The organism is Vibrio sp. 2-1-2a (genome assembly GCF_032648565.1).
GTDB classification, from domain to species: Bacteria; Pseudomonadota; Gammaproteobacteria; order Enterobacterales; family Vibrionaceae; genus Vibrio; species Vibrio diabolicus.
Map to the genome: position 1 here is coordinate 440,935 of NZ_WBOH01000003.1, position 18,422 is coordinate 459,356.

Here is an 18,422-nt window from a genome sequence, read left to right on the forward strand (position 1 = left end):
TTTATGCCGAAGTTTATCGAAACAATCGATTAACTTCATAATTTATTTGAGTTTCAAACAGTTAGTTTTTAACTTAAAAACTTATCGTTAACCCAATATTAAGTACCTAAGCGTACAATAAGAAACATTGGGAATAGAATTATATTGATGTGCATGTTGTTTTAACGAATGCATGAAGCAATCGGTAAATTTGTAACACCATAGAGTTTTATTTAGCCAAGATGAAAAAGTTAATTTTATTATTTATATGGACATTTCTGTCTGCCTCTCCTTTTGCCTTTGCAAAACAAGCAGATAACGAAGTCAAAAGTCACATACCACAGAATCAAATTGAACAAGTGTTCAAACAAGCAAAGTTAGATGGCGTAGTAGACTTTAAATTGTTTCGTGACGCTTACATCGCGTACAAAAAAACACCCGATAGAAAGAAATCAGTACTAACCATCATCGACTATAGTAAACCATCGACTGAAAAACGCTTTTATGTGGTTGATTTAGATAAAAAGAAGCTTATCTACAATACTTATGTTTCTCACGGTGTGAACAGTGGAAAGAAAACAGCGACGCAGTTTTCAAATGTGGTGAACTCGCGTAAAACATCACTGGGCACGTTTTTGACTGACACCACCTACTACGGCTCAAATGGCTATTCACTTCGACTTGATGGTTTGAGCTCAGGGTTGAACGATAAAGCTCGCGAGCGTTATATCGTTGTTCACGGTGCCGACTATGCTAACCCTTCTTTTATCAAGAAGAATGGTTACCTTGGGCGCAGTTGGGGTTGCCCTGCACTGCCAAAGAAGTTGTCTCGTGAGATCATTGACACCATAAAAGGCGGCAGTGTTATTTATGCAAGCGCATAACACGGTGCAAATTATGTGGGGAAGAATGCTCTATTTCTTCCCTAACAAATAATCGGATTGGCTCAAGCTTCCTTGTCTCATGACTCTCTTTACCTGTTTCTCCAGTTTTCGCTTGCTTCAACGCTAAAATTATTTAGGTATTAGCTTATACCCAAATAACATCAGAAAACTCTGTTCATCCCTCTTCCATCTCGTTAGTATACGCTGAGTTGGTCAGACACCGATTTTCATTGTTATCATAGTGTCACTAGATTCCGTAGTCATAGTGATAGTCTATGACGTTATATGTTTAGGGTTACTTCTTGCGTTATCTACACCGTATATTATTGATGCTTTCATTGTCCCTATTTTCAGGGTTCATCGTTGCCTCATATGTGTATACGTATCACCACACTAAACATTACACCTCTGAACGCTTGCTTAAACTCGCGCAACAAGACGATTTTGAACTAGCACACAGCGAATTCCATACATTTGCCTCTCCAAGTTCTTGGGGTTCAGAAGGTTATTATCTGCACATAAAGCGCGAGTTGTTAGCACTGGTTTCCTGCCGCCGAACATCCGCCACTGATGGTGTTTTATCATCAGATTTTACTCCTGATTATTTTTTACTTGTTGCTTTCTCTTCCCCACCACTATTGGAACTGGCAAAACAAGCATCTCGCTTACCTCTTGATGGTTATGGCGGGCTGATGAGTAAACGCTCTCTCTATCGACTTTCAGGAAGAAAAGAAGCCAATTTAATGTACGTCTTTACTCATGGTCGCAACGCCTTCCCTGTTGTTTAACTTTTTATGACATACAGAGAACACGGAAATGTAACGATGAGGACCAATACGCTCATTGTTACTAGAACCAATTTGAGGTCCATATAATGACAAAATTCGCTACGACTATCGCACTAGCATTACTATTTGCAACGAGCTCTGCCTTCGCTAACACGGAAGCAAAACCAGAAGAAATGAGCAATGAGACTCTGCTAGAGTGTGCCAATGTTTCTAATGCACGTATTGCGGTTCCTGAACACAGAGCGATGTTCAGGCACTACCTAATGTCTGAAAGAAACTACAGTTTCAGTCAGTTATCTTCTGCTGAGCTTGAATTTAAAGCAGCAGATAAGAATGAATCCGAAGTAGAAACTATCTACAAATCTCAGTGTAAAGAGGTTGGCGAGTACCTATATAGCATTGGCTATTAAATTCGAAACCCTAACGACACTAAAAAAGAAAGGCGCATACATTGCGCCTTTCTTTTTACTGATAAAAACCAGCCGATTAGATGTCTAATCTGTATACAAGCTTAAAAGTGCAAATCAAAGTAAACTTACTGAGAAAACTCTGACACATCCTTGGATTTACAGAACGCTCGACGTGCTTTAACAAACAAGAAACTAAGCACCCCAATCACAAGAGTAATTATTGGGGCCGCCATTAATAGCATTGTGATCGTTTTGCTTATATTCTCTGGTAACAAGGGAAGTAATAAACCAAAACCGCATAATATCAGCGTCCATAAAATCGCACTCAGCCACGCAAAGTAATGGAATTTACTAATACCTTTCACTCGCAACCCCATCATTAATGGCAATAGGGAACGAACAACCGGAATAAACCGCGCACAAAAAAGCGCGATCAATCCATGTTTACTGAGTAATACGTCGACCTGTTCCAAACGCTTTTGAGGAACCGCGCTCACCCAGCCTTGGACCTTAGGTAAGCGATTTAGCCACTTGCCTTGTAAGTAAGCCGCCCAACTTCCCAATCCCGCACTAACAGCTATCACCAACATGATCATTATTGGATCAAGGACACCAACCGCCGCCAGCGTACCGGATAATACGACGACACTGTCGCATGGGAATGGCGCAGCAGGAATAAAACCACTTTCCAAAAAGATAAGCGCAGCAACAACAAAATAAACCAATCCTGCACCGCCTGGCGCCATTAACGCCGTAAAATCTTGATGCCAAAAGGCACTCAAGACCTGAATTATCGAATCAAACATAAACCGCTCCTAAGCATAACTAACCAAAAATTGTAAAAACATGGAATGTGTTAGCGAGCATGTATAAAGCGGTATATGAGATTCGATTCTTTCCTCGCACCGATTCTGTATTTAGAATGAGTAAAAATACTTTCAACACAACGACCTAAAGCCTCATTGCCGATGCGTTTTAGCAGCCCCATCGAGTGAAATGCCGAACGATGTGTCCACCATACTACAGCAAGCGTTTCAAAGCATTCGAGCTCTACATCGTCGTTCGAGCTCGTTTCCTTAGAATGGCTAACCCTCAATATATTCCGGCTGTTTAAACTCGGATAGTCTTGTTGTATTGGAGAGACAGGGGGTTCTGAAAAGTACTTCGACTTAGCGTCAACAGCAATATTCTGGTTATGAAAGGAAAGAAAATTTGGGTATGAGTGCGCCAGACTCATGCTCGGAGCCAACAAGCAGAAAAGTAGTCCGAGTAAAGCAATCAGAGTCTTACGCACAAAGGTAACCAAAACCAAAATAATAAGTTCTTTTAACTCTGTGCGTAACGATTGGCAATTAGTATTCTTAATCGTTAAGAATACTAATTATTTTTCACCGTAAGGGTAGTTTTCAAACATTTTCGCAATTTCTTCTTCAATCAGAGACTCTCTTTTCTCAGAGCTCATAGACTCAGACAGTTTCCTGCTTGAAACACCTTTCCACACAACCTGATTAGCCTTTGCATCAACAAGCTCTACCACCAGTTTGCCATACTTACGCTCTTTGTATCGTTCCGGGCTTGAAGTGATCACGCCAAAGCTATTCCAACCATAACCGAAACTCACCGAAGACCCAGAAGAGACAAGCTCGGACTCTTCGACGATATCATGATGAACGTATAGGTCCCCTCCACTATTCACTTTAATTAGGCCCTTGTCTTCAAGCTGTTCAGCCAATCCTTGTTCAATACGTCGACCATCAATACTCGTAGGGGCTTCTGCTTGGGCACCGAAATCAAACGTTCTGTAAGCTGAAAAATCGGCTTGCTTATCAACATCCGTCGTTACTGTTGTACAAGCAGATACGAGCATCATCACCGCCCCTAATATCAAACCTTTCCACATGTTAAATCTCCTTTGGTTAAGCTGACTGTTTCAGCGGAATTACGCTAGTGCTATACATACGCTTCAGCAGTAAAAAGTAATCATTTCAATATCTAGTCTTGACCATGAAACGTGACTGTTCAATAAACGTGATTAACCTTTACACTGACAATCTTGAATATCATCAATGCCTAAACGCTAGTAGACAGTGTGTTTGCCCCTAATTAGCAGCCATCGATTTTAGAAGAGGAATCGCTGACCCTCCTGAAAAACAGAGACAATGGACACTTTAACACCAAGACGCTACTTTTTTAGGCACCTGACAAACAATTGATGAGAAAAGACTTTTCTTTTTCGTTCAGTGTGGCATATTAGCTGAGTCCTATCGATGCGCGGGCATCGTATAATGGCTATTACCTCAGCCTTCCAAGCTGATGATGCGGGTTCGATTCCCGCTGCCCGCTCCAATCTCTTTTATCTCAATCTACTCAAAAGAATCCGATGGCGGAGCAAATAGACAGCGCCAACGTTGTTTCCACGTTAAATTTGGTCGTGTTACGTCATAAAACATATCTTTCCATTCTGCAAACGTCACACGAATGGGATTAAAGCTGTTTACCGGTTTAGAAATTCCATACCTAACGGTTTCCACTTCTGGTTCAAACGTTCCAAACATCCGATCCCAGATAATCAACACTCCCGCGTAATTTTTGTCGATGTACTGACGGTTTATACCATGATGAACACGATGATGAGATGGCGTGTTAAATACCCACTCTAGCGGTCCAAGCGAGCGAATTGATTGAGTATGAACAAAAAACTGTAAGCCCAGATTAAACAGCACAACGAAGACGACCCACTTAGGATCAAAGCCAATAATCACCAAAGGCAACCAGAAAATCCACATTCCCGCTAACGGATACATCAAGCTTTGACGAAACGCGGTGCTGAAATTCATTCTCTCCGAGCTGTGATGGACCACGTGCGCAGCCCACATCCAACGAATACGGTGGCTAGCTCGATGAAACCAGTAATAGAAAAAATCTTGCAGGACGACAAGTAACAAAAACGCTGAAACGCTCATTTCGATATCAAACAATCGCCAATCAAACCACCACAAATATAACTGAGCAATCATTAAACCTGTGAGTATGTCTGTCGCTTGGTGTAAGCCCGCAAGCACAAAATTACATACAACTTCCGGAATATAATACATCGCGCTTTCAGGTAAACGTCCCCTTCGTTGTCCAAACCAGTACTCTGCAACCATACATAAAAAGAAAACTGGCGCCAAAATCATCAGAAGTAATTCAGGGCGTTCCATCAACTGTGTCCAATCCATTGTGTTTCTACCATTTTGCATAGTGATCTTCAGTAAGACCTATGACTTCTTCTAACTGATGTTTGATACCATTCCCATCAACGATGTAGCCAGAGAAATAGCCGATATATTGACGAAAATTGCTTTTGAGAAACCAAAAGTTCTTCTTTTCTGAACGTCGGTTTAAAGGCGTGAACACTAGGTCAATCCGTTTATCTTCCGACGTGATATGCCATCTTTGTCCTTCATCATTTCGTGAAAATTGAAACTGAACAGACTGTAAAAAATGCCGTTCACCATTAATCCAGAATACATTTTCACAGTAGCCCGTTTCATTGACGCCTGCAGCTAAGTTCAGCCCCAATCGTCTGCCGCTTTCAAAGCAATTAATACTCGCCCACCGCCAGCTTGTCTCCCGTCGCATGTACCCAGCGGAAAAGTCGTAACCAGCAGCCACTTCTGAGAGATCTTGTTCCTTTCCTAATATGAATAAATTGCCATCTACCGTTAACGCATTGTGCTTCTGCGTATAAGTCCAACCCGCATAACCGGTTGGCGTACATAACATTAATGGCAAACTCATACTTTCTGGACGTAAGTAGAGATCAGCATTGACAGACTTTGTCACAAAGTGGACGTGCCAAATACCATTCTGAATAGAAAACTGAATACTTTTGTCAGCAAGATGGGCATGACTAGACCAACTGGAAGGCTGAGTTTGATAATCAATATTAAAAGGCTTTAACCACTGCTGCTCCACTAACTCATTATTTTGAATGTCAAACAGATAGCAAAAACCAGATGCTAAATACCTAATATCCGCAATCGCAACCCCAATCACGTAGTTAGGTGTGACCAAATTAACGAACTGAAACTGCTTATAATCACAGTAACGGCGCCACTTAGACGCTGGCTTATCCATCTCATCAAGGTAGGTAAACTTATCTAACTGTAAAGATGTGGGAATCCCATCAAGATGGCCAAACACTGGTAGACCGTCTTGCTGCATAAACGAGTCCAGAGTCTTAAGCTCATGCATATTTTTATCTTTTTCGAGTCAACACGCTCAAATGTTAACATCGAGTTAACAAAAACAGTTTGCGTGACAGCACAACAATATCGACTAATTTGGCTTCTGCTCGCTATATGTGAAACCGATCACTCAACCATCCAATCATGTCACTCACTTAATCTTCCTCATCAATACGACCAGAAGTTGGAAATTGAGCGTTCTCATCCGCAGGAAAGACCATTATAGCCATTGAGAATTGGTCAAAATCACTATTTAATGGGAATAAATTCATATAAACTGATTGCTTATTCACATCAAGGAAGAGATCTATGTCACACATACACGATACTATTGTTGCGTTGCAACACAGTAGCCCGGCTCAAAAAGAGTTTTACCAAGCCGTAGAAGAAGTATTAACTTCTCTCGCTCCAGTCATAGAAAGCAATAATAAATATAAAGAACAAGCGATTATCCAAAGAATCGTAGAACCAGAACGTCAAATCATGTTTCGAGTTCCTTGGGTCGATGACGCAGGGAATGTGCAAGTAAACAAAGGCTACCGCGTCGAGTTTAACTCCGCGTTAGGTCCATACAAAGGCGGACTGAGGTTCCATCATTCAGTGAACGCGAGCATCATAAAGTTCCTCGGCTTTGAACAGATTTTTAAAAACGCGCTTACTGGCCTTCCAATTGGTGGCGGAAAAGGCGGTTCAAATTTCGATCCTAAAGGAAAATCTGACGGTGAAATCATGCGATTTTGCCAATCATTTATGAACGAGTTATACCGCCACATTGGTCCTGTTACCGATGTTCCTGCTGGCGATATCGGCGTCGGTGCGCGTGAAATTGGTTATATGTTTGGTCAATATAAGCGATTGACGGGCCGCTACGAAGGGGTACTTACAGGCAAGAGCCTTCTTTGGGGGGGCTCACTTGTTAGGAAAGAAGCAACGGGATATGGAACCGTATATTTTGCGGAATGCATGCTCAATGACCGTAATGATTCACTCAAAGGCAAAACTTGCCTCGTTTCTGGCGCAGGTAACGTCGCTATCTATGCAATTGAAAAGCTATACCACATGGGAGCAACCCCAGTAACATGCAGCGATTCTAGAGGCACGATTTATCATGAGCACGGTATTGATCTGCAGCTCCTCAAGCAACTTAAAGAAGTGAAAAGAGCAAGTTTAGAAGAGTATTTAGACACTTACCCTGAAGCAGAGTATACGCCGTTGGGTGACTATCCTAATGAAGGGCATGCTGTATGGCGATATCAAGCTGACGCCGCATTCCCTTGCGCGACCCAAAATGAACTAACGTCAAACGATGCTCTTGCTCTTATCGATAATGGGTGTGTTTTGATTAGTGAAGGCGCAAACATGCCAACCACTCGTGATGCGGCCAATATCATCGTGGATTCCGAAATGGCTTATGGGCCAGCGAAAGCAGCCAATGCAGGCGGCGTTGCAACCAGCCAGCTTGAAATGGCACAAAATGCCAGCATGCAAAACTGGACCTTTGAGCAAGTCGATAGCCAGTTGCAGGCCATCATGAAAAACATCTTTATTAACGCAAACGAAACCAGTCGAGAGTTTGGTCAGCCTGGTAATTTAGTTTTAGGCGCAAACATTGCCGGCTTTAGAAGAGTCGCTGATGCGATGATCGAGCAAGGCATCGTTTAGTTCACAATAGCCAGCAGCCGGACTGCTGGCTTAACACTATTCGGTGATACACTGCGCTTTGACACAGAGTTTCATTTAATCCGCAATAAGCGTCGTCACTTCAGTTTTAACCGAATGGGCGATAAAACAATTCTCATGAGCCATGTGGTGCATTTTTTCTAATTGAGATCGTGTCGGTTGATTATCACCAGCAAATGTTATCTTAGGGTTTAGTGTTACCTTAGACACCCATTCTTTTCCATTTTCACCTTTTTTCAGCTCCCCTACTGCTTCATCTAGGTAGCGATCCACAACGTAACGTCGTTTCGCCGCAATAGAAAGAAAAACAAGCATGTGACAACTGGAAAGTGCCGCAACAAATGCTTCTTCCGGATCAACGTTTTCTTCTACAGATAATGGCAACGGCACTACGTGTGGAGATGGTGACGCAGGGACTTGCAACCCGCCATCAAACTTCCAAATGTGCGCCCGACTATACTGGTTATCACTGAATACTTCGTCAGCTTCGCGATGCCATTCGATTAAAGCGGAATGCTTACTCATTCTAACTCCCTGATTTTCTCATTGACGAATCAACACATCCATTCACGTCATAGTAAACCATAACGAAACAAGGTAAGGAACGCATGAACTCAGAGAGGTTACAAAATTTGTTGAGGATCGACGTTTTTTTTCTGTATGTCATCCAGAAGTCGATTAGCCTGATGGATGTTAACTTGTAATCGGTTGATTAGCATCTGTAACCGCTCAATTTCAGGAGTTTGCTTCGCTTTGAGCGTGTTTTCTAGCGCCTCCGTTTGTCCAGCTAAAATCGGCAAACCAAGGTTCAATGCCATACCTTTTGTTTTATGCAACGTGTCTTCTAGAGACGCGAAATCTTCAGCCATAAAATAATCAATAAGTTCATCAACCGATGATTCAAAATCGACAATAATACTTTTTAGTAGCTCATCTATCGCTTCCGGCGCTTCTTGCAAAGAAATGAGCATCTCTGAACTGGATAACTCTTCTTCTGTCAGCCGTAGCTTCTCTATTGGCTTGCGCTGCAACTGGAGAACGTTGTTGTCATTCGTTAATGGTAAATTCTCTTTTGGTTCGAGCCTCGCAGCAAACTGTTTAAGAGCGTCCGAAAAGCTCTCTTGCTGTAGCGGTTTTGTAAGCACATGATCCGCTCCGGCTTCAATAAAGCTATCATGCGCCTCACGAAATACATCTGCCGTATACGCAAAGAGTAATGTTTTGATACCTAACTCTTGTCGAATCACACGCGTCGCTTCAACACCATTCATCTCAGGCATGTGATTGTCCATCAAAATCAGGTCATATTCGTTATCTCTCGCCTTTTTAACCGCCACCAATCCGTTTTCAGCAACATCCACTTCATGTCCCAACTTTTCGCAAAACCCTTTCGCCACAATGGCGTTCACTCGGTTATCTTCAGCAAGCAATATCTGCAAATTGTGTGTTTTCTTGCGCGTTTTTGGTGGCTCTTGTGCCTTTGGAAGTTCGCATTCAACCCAAGGAATGGGCAGTTCGACGATGAATTGACTTCCGACGCCCTCCACACTTTTCAATGTAATCTTGCCATCCATCAAGCCAGTTAATTTTTTAACTATTGCCAAACCAAGCCCTGTGCCTCCAAATTTTCGGGTAGTTGAAGAATCGGCTTGCTCAAACGAATTGAAAACATGTTCTTGCTTGTCTAGCGCAATACCAATACCAGTATCGCTCACAATCATCACCAAGCACTGATTTACCTTATCAAGTTCCGTTCTGATTAACACATGCCCTTCACTGGTAAACTTCACCGCGTTGCCAGCAAGATTAAACAAAATCTGTCGTAAACGTGCGCAGTCTCCGGTAAATTCAATGTATCCAGGCACTTCATTTTCCACGATCAATTCGATATTTTTTTCATCGATGAGCGGTTTTATTGCGCTACACACAGGAGAAATGACTTGGTCTAAATTGAACTTAGCCTGCTCAAATTCCAGTTTGTTTTCTTCAACTTTAGAGAAATCCAAAATATCGTTAAGAATCGTCATCAAGTGTTGGCCAGAATCAAGAATGACTTTCACGTACTCTTTAGTCGTCGGCTCTTTGGTTTCCTCTGCAATCATTTGAGAAAGGCCTAATACACCATTCATCGGCGTTCTTAATTCGTGACTCATTGCGGCGAGAAAACTTGATTTGGCTTTTGCTGCTCGCTCGGCTTTATTTCGAGCCTCCTCGATTTCGAGGTTCAATTGTTTCAAGTTGTACATTCGATATTGCGACTGATACAAAAATGCACTGACTAACAACATCACGGCAATAAAAACAAACAACCAAGTGAAACGCGCTTCACTTTGGGCAATATTGAGTAGCCGATGCTCCGCATCCTCGATAAAAACAAAGTATCCATGATCAAGCAGTTCATTCGTGAGTAGTTCTATCCTTTTATCGCTCGCTTGAAGCCGATCTAAGAAATTGGCTTCACTTTCACTCTCAACTACGTTTTGTGTCAAAAGCAGTTGGTTGAGAAACTCAAAATAGTGATGCCCACTCAACGTCTTTCCGGTATCGGTAGAAATATCTTGCTGATATAAGTTGAATAGCATTAATAACGCGTATTGATTCTCTACCTGAACGCCAATCAACATATCGAGCTTCAGCGTTGTATCAAGCACACGGTTTTTGAATAGATTGAGCGTATCCTCAACTTTTTTATGATTGGGCGTCACAGGGAACCAAACTGACTCCCTTGATGAATTTAGCAAGTTCTCAGCTGCGACTTCTATATCTACTAAAGATGTCGTCAGTTCATAATTCTTCCTATCTTCAACCGCATATCGATTCACGATAACATCGCGCTCTTCAATCAACTTGTGCCCAATATCCGTCAACTCCGCGTGGAATTCTTGTGCACTTTTTGAATTCACATGTGACATATACGCCAATACACAACACGTCAGCATGGCAATAAAAAAGCAGAGATTAACCAGTTTGAATTTACTCATTTTCCAACACCTCTAAAATCACGGGTCTGGGTGCTGTCAAGGACTGTAAGAACGCTTCAATATCAGCGACACTTTCATCGCTCATCGTAATACCGAGCTGCGTTTTCGCCATAATCTGTATCGCCTCGGATAACTGGTCAACTCGTCCGTTATGAAAATAAGGACTTGTTAGGGCGACATTACGTAAACTGGCGACTCTAAAATAGAATTGTTCTTCACTTTCCGTCGTAATCAGGTGACGTCCCGAATCCTCTACTACTGGCTTATCTTTGAAATAGGCGAACCTTTGTATCATCGCTCCGCCAATATTTTTGCCCTGATGACACTGTACGCAACCTGAAGACTGAAATGTTTTCCACCCCCTAATTTGCTGCTCACTGAGGACATGGGTGTAACCCAGTAAGTAGGCATCGAATGGTGCACCTGGAGTTTGGAGCCCTTCGACAAACTCCACAATGGCGGACTTAATATTGTTAATATTAATCGGTAGCTCACCATCACGACTAAATAGTGCTTGATAACGTTCGCTTCCTTTCACGTACTGCTCTATTGTTTGCCAGTTTGAGTCCATTTCTATTGGATTGTGGATTGGCCCATCAATCTGAGCCATTAAGGTGTTTTCGGTACCATCCCATAAAAAACGATAATTTAACGCTGCATTAAACACTGTGATGGAGTTTCGAGTTCCATCACCTTTCACCCCTGTAGAAACTGGTGTATTTTCAGCGCCATTGGTTTGCAAGTTGTGGCACGTCGCACAACTGACGCTACCGTTTGAAGATAGCTGAGGATCACGAAAGAGATGCCAGCCAATTCTCGCCAGCTTAATATCTACGACAGGGTCACCTTCTATCGGCTGAACTAACGAAATATCACCTAGCACCTTAGCATTTCTTGCGATTGTTGCTTGGCTCAAAATGAGTGCCACAACAACTAATGTGATTATGCTGAATTGCCTCATCAACTGCATACCTTACACTTGCCATTAGTATAAAGTTAGTTGCATTTTTAGGTTTTTTCCATTAATGGAAAACGGTTACCAGAGCTGCACGTGGAGGGACTTTTATTTAAAGCTCACATAAGGAGCAAATGACGAAGGCGAGTAACGAAGAATTGACTTGCTTCGTGGAGTTATGCGTGCATATTGAATTCTAGATTTAGCTTATAGAAGCCAGCAACCTTTGAACCCAAGTAATCTCACCATAGGAGATGAGATCGAAGATAGTAAAGAAAATGGCACAGATAATGGCCAGTTTGACCAAGCGTTGAACAATAAACATCATAATTACCCATCATTTTTTCGCAGTTTACTATTACAAAAGAAGTTTAGATACAGAAGAAAAGCACTAGTTACACTAATAGACTGTTTTATAAAAAGATTTATACCTTTACTAGCTGCACGATTAAACCGTAATTTGAATGCGCGGTACGTTATTGAGCATTTTAATTGCAAACACTAAAATCTAGTAATTAGAGCAAACGTTTCACTTACCATATCAGCTCAGCAAATCCTTCATTTTATCTCTATAATTTGAATCTATATCAACAATTTCTGTTAGAACATGTCGTACACTTTCAGTGAATTAACATCTATAACTATTTTTTAATGAAAACACTTCGCTTGTTTAACTTGAATCTTCGCTATAAAACCGCCTTATACTTTTCATTAGGACTGCTGGGCATGGTCATCAGCTTCCTTTTTATTAGCCGTTATTTTTTCCTGTATAGCTTAGATGAGCTCGAAGACATGGAAATTAACCATGCGAATCAGCAAGCACTCGCTGTCATAGACATGATGGTGAGCCAGCAAGAAAGCGCCTCATACGACTGGGCGTACTGGGACGAAACGTACGATCTGTTTGTTGACCGTGATATTGCGAAATATACCGAGCGAAACCTTTACACAGAGAGCATTGATGCGTTAAACCTCGATATGATGGCGTTTATCACGACTAATGGGCAAACCCTGCTCTCCTTAACTCGTGAGGATAACCCCGACACTTCTTCAGAACTCACCGCTAAAATGGCGAATCAACCTACTCTTCAAGATTACATCAAGTCCATGAATCACAAGCTTGATATCCATAGAGAGAGCATCTCAGGGTTGTTTAAAATCAACGATACTATTTGGGGTCTTAGCCTCAGCCCAGTTAGAAATAGTGAAGGCGACCGCCCTTCTAACGGATGGATGCTTTGGGGAAGAAACCTATCTTTGCGCTTTCCTGGAGACTTTAAATCCATTTTAACTGCGGAAAACTCATTAGAGACGCAGATGGTAAGTGGATCAGACAGTAGTGAGATGCGGGATATAGAGAAGACCTCGCGGTCAATAACAAAATGGGCCTCACTCTCTGATTTATCTGGTGAACCGATCGCATGGCTAAAAACGAAAACACAGCGAGAGCATTATGCGAAAGGTAATACGCTATTTATGTATCTGTTTGCAACGGTTGGCGTTGTAGCATCAATCATCGCTACCGGCACCTACATCACGTTTAAAAATAAGGTCGCCACTCGCTTTAATCATTTTGCTGAAGGAATAAGCGAAATCGCCTCTCAATACCAACTTGAAGGGCTGCATTCTGTAAAAGTAGACGAATTAGAGTTAGCGACAAAACTGGTACAAAAGCTCTCTGAAAATACATCGTTAACCCAACTGCAATTGAAAGACTCGATGGAAAAGTTTGGTGCTCTGTACCATAGCTCCTCACTAGGCATGCTAATTGTTATTGATCGTAAAATTGTCGATGTAAACCAAAGAGCGTTAGATCTGTTGAGCTACAGCAAATCGCAATTGATAGATCGTCCTCTAGACACCTTGTGCCCATCGGAGGACGATGAATGTCGAGTTGACGCCATGTTCAGAGAGCTGAAAAACGGTAAAACACAATTCGAAGCGCAAGTGCTCGATAGCAATACAGAAGAAATCGACTGTTTGATAGAAGCCACGCTCATTCAACATCATGGTCAAAGTGCGCTGATGTTGTTGCTTCAGGATATGAGAGAGACAAAACAGCAAGCAGAAATGATCCAAAAACTCACCGACTTTGATCCGGTATCCGGTTTCTGTAATCGTCCTGTCATTCTCAATGCACTGCACGAGCTCGTAGAGACACGGCCAAACCATTTTTCGTTTGTGTACATTAACAGTAAAACTCTCAAGCAAATTGCAGGGGTATACGGTCACCTCATTTTTGATGAAGTGATTCAATACATCGCATCCGCAATACGCGAGCAATTAGGGGCATTCCAAATAGGCCGAATTAGTGAGCATGAATTTATCGTTTTGATTCCAGATATCGAGCACCACCAAAAAGCGATAGATGCTACCAATCGATTACTGAATCATTTGTCACATAAGGTCCAGCTCTCTGGGATCATGATGTCATTAGACAGTAAAGCGGTGATGATGGACCTAAACATTACTCACCAATCTGTCGAGCATTTGCTGCTTGCAGCACGTTTCTCATCGCAATCCGCTAAGGGTCGTCACTCTCACGAAGTATTAGTCATTGATGAAGAACTATCAGAGCAAGCGGAAACGTCTATGGTGATCAATCGCGATTTAGAAAATGCCATTAGACAAGATGCGATTAAACCTTTTTTCCAGCCTATCGTGGATGCTAAAACCACTGAAGTCATTAGCTTTGAAGCACTTGCTCGTTGGCAACATCCAACATTAGGGATGATTTCACCAGAAGTATTTATTCCGATGGCAGAACAAGGAAAACTTATCGTCGAATTGGGAGAGTCCATTCTCAAACAATCGTGCGAATTTATCAGTCGGCTCAACGGAGTTCGTCATGCGCAAGGTCTGTCGATGTTAAGCGTGCATGTGAACTTAAGTGCGCAGCACTTTTATCATTCCGGACTGATGCCCTACCTAAAAAAAGTGATGGCTCAATACAACCTCTCTGCGGGCCAGCTTGTGCTTGAAATTACCGAAAGTATGTTGATGGGCGGAGAAATAGAATCAATCCAAAGCATTCAAGACATCAAGCGACTTGGTGTTGGACTCGCTTTGGATGATTTTGGTACTGGATACGCATCATTCAGTAGCGTATGTAATTTTCCATTGGATATTGTGAAGCTGGATAAATCTTATATCGACGAGATTGAAACCAATGACAGAGCAAAAACACTGGTAAGAAACATTGCTAACATGTCTCAAGAACTAGGGTTAACTATTGTCGCCGAAGGTGTTGAAACCGCGAGCCAAGTACGCAAGCTTAAAGTTTGGAATATTGATGAGTTGCAAGGGTTTTACTTCCACAAACCGATGCCTGCCGAGCAAGCACTTGTTCAATTTTCTCGCCACGTAAACAGTTAGTCTCTATCCTCTAAAACACATTAGGAAGGCAAAGTGCTTCCCGTCACTTTGCCTTTTTGTTGAGCCTCTTCACACCAGACGCCCCACGGTTAGTGGCTACCGATATTCATATCAAGGCCCGTAGCCCCAGATGTGCCATGATAAATGCTGATATGACTAATTCGAGTGATCAATTACTTATTTGCACTAGTATTACTGCGTATATACTTGAATTAGGTTTTCAAAAAGTCCCTGTGACCGCACAAGGAGGACTGCATGAAACGACTATGGATATGGGTCTTACCTTTACTATTGTTTGCTAGTCAAGCACTGGCCAATACTGTCTGGATTGTTCCCGTCAAAGGCGCTATAGGTCCTGCTACCAGCGACTATTTGTCTCGTGAGATAGAAGAGGCACAACTCAACGGTGTCAGTTTAGTGATCTTAGAGATGGACACTCCTGGTGGCTTAGACAGCGCAATGAGAGATATTATTCACGCGATTACCACCTCCTCCACTCCAGTTGCGACTTGGGTTGGCCCGTCAGGATCTAGAGCGGCTAGCGCAGGGACATACATTTTACTCGCAAGCCACGTTGCTGCCATGGCTGAAGCCACTAACCTTGGCGCGGCAACGCCCGTCGCGTTAGGTGGTGCCCCTCAGCCCCCTTCATCGGATGATGGCAAAGATCAAAACGCGGAAGAAACGTCAGAAGGAACCAACGAAAGTTCAGAGAAAGTTCCTGCGAAAACCGCGATGGAGAAAAAGGTGATTAATGATGCTAGAGCCTATATTAAAGGCTTAGCAAAGCTTCATGGCCGAAATGCAGAGTGGGCAGAGAAAGCAGTGAGCGAAGCAGCGAGTTTGGACGCCACTGAGGCATTGGAATTAAACGTTATTGATTATATAGCCAACTCACCAGAGGATTTAGTCAAAGCCATTGATGGACAAACTGTTAAAGTTAATAATCGCGATGTGACATTGTCACTGGAAAATCCCGTATGGATTGAAAGAACACCCGATTGGCGAGCAGAAATGCTAGCCGTTATCACAAACCCAAACGTCGCCTACATCCTGATGCTCATTGGTATCTACGGTTTGCTTCTTGAGTTTTACAACCCAGGCATTGGCTTACCCGGCGTGTTGGGTGGTATTTGTTTGCTCCTCGCCATGTACGCCTTACAAATGATGCCTGTGAACTACGCTGGGCTTGGTCTGCTGTTACTCGGAATTGCACTGATGATCGCGGAAGCATTCAGTCCGAGCTTTGGCATTTTGGGCTTAGGTGGCGTTGTCGCCTTTGTGCTCGGTTCCATCTTCCTCATGGACAGTGAGTTGCCAGGATTTCAGATCGCCCTTCCTTTAATTTTCGGTATTTCCATCTTTTCTGTCGCGCTGATCGTGTTGACGGTCGGCCTGCTGCTCAAAATACGCCGACGACGTGTGACAACAGGTTTAGAAACTTACCCTGGGAAAATCGCTGTCGTGAGCGATGACTTTATCGATGGCGAAGGACGCGTTCAACTTGACGGTGCGCTATGGCGAGCCAAAACCAAAGACCATCAACAACTTAAACAAGGTGATCATGTCACCATTGTGAATGTGAAAGGGCTGACCTTAACCGTGATGCCTGATGACCGCCAAAATAAATAGGAGGCGCTTTATGATGCTCTATACTGTTGCGGTGATCGTGGTGCTGTTGTTCGCACTTGCGACCCAAATGTTTAAGGTTTTGAGAGAGTATGAACGTGGGGTTGTATTCTTTCTTGGTCGCTTTCAAGAAGTAAAAGGCCCTGGCTTAATCATTCTTATCCCATTTATCCAACAAATGGTACGGGTGGATTTACGTACTGTCGTTTTGGATGTGCCTACACAAGACTTGATAACCAAAGATAACGTGTCTGTGCGCGTCAATGCGGTTGTTTATTTCCGCGTAGTCGATCCTCAAATGGCAATTAACAACATCGAAAGTTACAGCGATGCCACCAGCCAGTTAGCGCAAACCACGCTGCGATCAGTATTAGGTCAACATGAACTGGATGAATTACTATCAGAGCGCGAGCGTCTCAATAAGGATTTACAATCCATCCTCGATCAACAGACTGATGACTGGGGCATCAAGATTGCCACGGTTGAAGTCAAACATGTTGATTTAAATGACAGCATGGTCAGAGCGCTAGCGCGTCAGGCTGAGGCAGAACGTAACCGTCGTGCGAAAATCATTCACGCTACCGGTGAGCTAGAAGCTTCTAATAAATTAAAAGAGGCAGCTCAAATGCTCAACGAAGCGCCGAATGCGCTGCAATTGCGTTACATGCAAACCCTCACGGAAATCACGACAGACAAAACATCGACTATTATCTTCCCAATGCCGATCAATCTTGTCGAAGCCGTCAGTGATATCGCCGAAGCGGTAAAAAAGAATAAAGAGACACAAGACAAATAAAAGCCATACTCAAGGAAGTAAGCTGTTTACACGTTACTTCCTTGCTTTAACTTGCTTGTTTTCGAAGAGCATTTAGTTTCTCTTTTAGTGTTTGGAGCACTCCCGCTTCATTACCGACAAACCTGTGTTAAAACAAGCTCTCCACGCTGTTTCGACATCATCGTCGTATTCAAAATCACACTCTTGAACCGTTTCGATAAGGCTTTCAAACCAAACATCAATATCCTGTGGTTCAATGCCAATATCGGAACTCGCATGCTTCTTACCATATTTCTCCACCATCTTGTGCGCCTCGTTAGAGGTATCGGCCATCATAAAAAACACGATAGATCCTCTAAGCATTCGCACCTGTTGGTGCATGTCGACACCATCAAACTTTTGTCTGAAGCTTGTACTTTTTGACCATAAATTCTTGTAAAACAAGTCGAAAAAGCCTTGGTTCGCGATACAACGTTCATAACTATCGTTGAAAACTTGAATCACGTTCATGTTGTTCTCCATTACTCTCTTAATATGAGTGTAATTTAATAATCATCAAAAGCATCTAAATGATGATGCCTAACCCTATGAAGCACACCAATTTTCAATAAAAAGTAAAAAGTGATTCAAATAAACGCCCTCTTATCAATGAAAAAATATCCCGTATTATGAATCCATATTCGAGGTACGCATGGTTGTCGATGCTAAGCGCATCCTCATTTGTCACAAAAATA

General features: G+C 42.6%; 15 protein-coding genes and 1 tRNA gene. 8 read left to right on the top strand and 8 right to left on the bottom strand.

Going from position 1 to position 18,422, the window contains the following annotated elements:
- The first annotated feature begins 221 nt into the window (after positions 1-221).
- The 3 genes from F7Y48_RS10310 (at position 222) to F7Y48_RS10320 (ending at position 2,061) form a co-directional block, all read left to right on the top strand.
- Positions 222-863: a murein L,D-transpeptidase catalytic domain family protein gene (locus F7Y48_RS10310; protein ID WP_005397144.1), complete on the top strand. Its 642-nt coding sequence runs from the start codon at positions 222-224 to the stop codon at positions 861-863.
- Positions 864-1,192: 329 nt separating this feature from the next.
- Positions 1,193-1,651: a hypothetical protein gene (locus F7Y48_RS10315; protein ID WP_152814253.1), complete on the top strand. Its 459-nt coding sequence runs from the start codon at positions 1,193-1,195 to the stop codon at positions 1,649-1,651.
- An 86-nt stretch (positions 1,652-1,737) separates the two neighbouring features.
- Positions 1,738-2,061 carry a hypothetical protein gene (locus F7Y48_RS10320; RefSeq protein WP_085344717.1) on the top strand — a complete coding sequence of 108 codons (324 nt, stop codon included), beginning with the start codon at positions 1,738-1,740 and terminating at the stop codon, positions 2,059-2,061.
- Positions 2,062-2,186: 125 nt separating this feature from the next.
- Here F7Y48_RS10320 and F7Y48_RS10325 read toward each other — a convergent pair whose 3' ends face one another.
- Positions 2,187-2,867: a DedA family protein gene (locus F7Y48_RS10325; protein WP_053807828.1), complete on the bottom strand. Its 681-nt coding sequence runs from the start codon at positions 2,865-2,867 to the stop codon at positions 2,187-2,189.
- Between the two features lie 575 nt (positions 2,868-3,442).
- Positions 3,443-3,961 carry a DUF4136 domain-containing protein gene (locus F7Y48_RS10330; protein ID WP_005397138.1) on the bottom strand — a complete coding sequence of 173 codons (519 nt, stop codon included), beginning with the start codon at positions 3,959-3,961 and terminating at the stop codon, positions 3,443-3,445.
- Between the two features lie 371 nt (positions 3,962-4,332).
- Between F7Y48_RS10330 and F7Y48_RS10335 the strand changes: the two genes are divergently transcribed.
- A tRNA-Gly gene (locus F7Y48_RS10335) sits at positions 4,333-4,407 on the top strand.
- 17 nt (positions 4,408-4,424) lie between these two features.
- Here the strand turns inward: F7Y48_RS10335 and F7Y48_RS10340 are convergent.
- Together F7Y48_RS10340 and F7Y48_RS10345 are read right to left on the bottom strand one after the other, a co-directional pair.
- Complete coding sequence (locus F7Y48_RS10340; RefSeq protein WP_193621624.1) at positions 4,425-5,282, bottom strand: sterol desaturase family protein; 858 nt, start codon at positions 5,280-5,282, stop codon at positions 4,425-4,427.
- Between the two features lie 7 nt (positions 5,283-5,289).
- Positions 5,290-6,300 (bottom strand): DUF2804 domain-containing protein, encoded by a 1,011-nt coding sequence (locus F7Y48_RS10345; RefSeq protein WP_139060670.1) that lies wholly within the window; start codon positions 6,298-6,300, stop codon positions 5,290-5,292.
- A 302-nt stretch (positions 6,301-6,602) separates the two neighbouring features.
- On the opposite strand from F7Y48_RS10345, the gene gdhA reads away from it, so the two are divergent.
- Complete coding sequence (gene gdhA, locus F7Y48_RS10350; RefSeq protein ID WP_048624940.1) at positions 6,603-7,955, top strand: NADP-specific glutamate dehydrogenase; 1,353 nt, start codon at positions 6,603-6,605, stop codon at positions 7,953-7,955.
- A gap of 75 nt (positions 7,956-8,030) precedes the next feature.
- Here the strand turns inward: gdhA and F7Y48_RS10355 are convergent, their stop codons facing one another.
- The 3 genes from F7Y48_RS10355 to F7Y48_RS10365 form a co-directional block, all read right to left on the bottom strand.
- On the bottom strand, positions 8,031-8,498 hold the full coding sequence (locus F7Y48_RS10355) for an OsmC family protein (RefSeq protein ID WP_316683853.1): 468 nt from the start codon (positions 8,496-8,498) through the stop codon (positions 8,031-8,033).
- A 98-nt stretch (positions 8,499-8,596) separates the two neighbouring features.
- Positions 8,597-10,954 (bottom strand): ATP-binding protein, encoded by a 2,358-nt coding sequence (locus tag F7Y48_RS10360; RefSeq protein ID WP_316683856.1) that lies wholly within the window; start codon positions 10,952-10,954, stop codon positions 8,597-8,599.
- Positions 10,947-11,915, bottom strand: a complete 969-nt coding sequence (locus tag F7Y48_RS10365; RefSeq protein WP_006741023.1) for a cytochrome-c peroxidase — start codon at positions 11,913-11,915, stop codon at positions 10,947-10,949. Before F7Y48_RS10365 ends, F7Y48_RS10360 begins: the two co-directional genes overlap by 8 nt.
- Positions 11,916-12,560: 645 nt before the next feature.
- On the opposite strand from F7Y48_RS10365, the gene F7Y48_RS10370 reads away from it, so the two are divergent.
- From F7Y48_RS10370 to F7Y48_RS10380, 3 genes are all read left to right on the top strand, one after another.
- Positions 12,561-15,284 carry an EAL domain-containing protein gene (locus F7Y48_RS10370; protein WP_395205736.1) on the top strand — a complete coding sequence of 908 codons (2,724 nt, stop codon included), beginning with the start codon at positions 12,561-12,563 and terminating at the stop codon, positions 15,282-15,284.
- 255 nt (positions 15,285-15,539) lie between these two features.
- On the top strand, positions 15,540-16,916 hold the full coding sequence (locus tag F7Y48_RS10375) for an NfeD family protein (RefSeq protein ID WP_182018623.1): 1,377 nt from the start codon (positions 15,540-15,542) through the stop codon (positions 16,914-16,916).
- 10 nt (positions 16,917-16,926) lie between these two features.
- Positions 16,927-17,709, top strand: coding sequence for a slipin family protein (locus tag F7Y48_RS10380; RefSeq protein WP_005373196.1), 783 nt, complete (start codon positions 16,927-16,929; stop codon positions 17,707-17,709).
- An 84-nt stretch (positions 17,710-17,793) separates the two neighbouring features.
- Here the strand turns inward: F7Y48_RS10380 and F7Y48_RS10385 are convergent, their stop codons facing one another.
- The gene (locus tag F7Y48_RS10385) at positions 17,794-18,198 is read right to left on the bottom strand and encodes a globin (RefSeq protein WP_005392547.1); all 405 of its coding nucleotides are present in this window, start codon (positions 18,196-18,198) and stop codon (positions 17,794-17,796) included.
- Positions 18,199-18,422 lie beyond the last annotated feature (224 nt).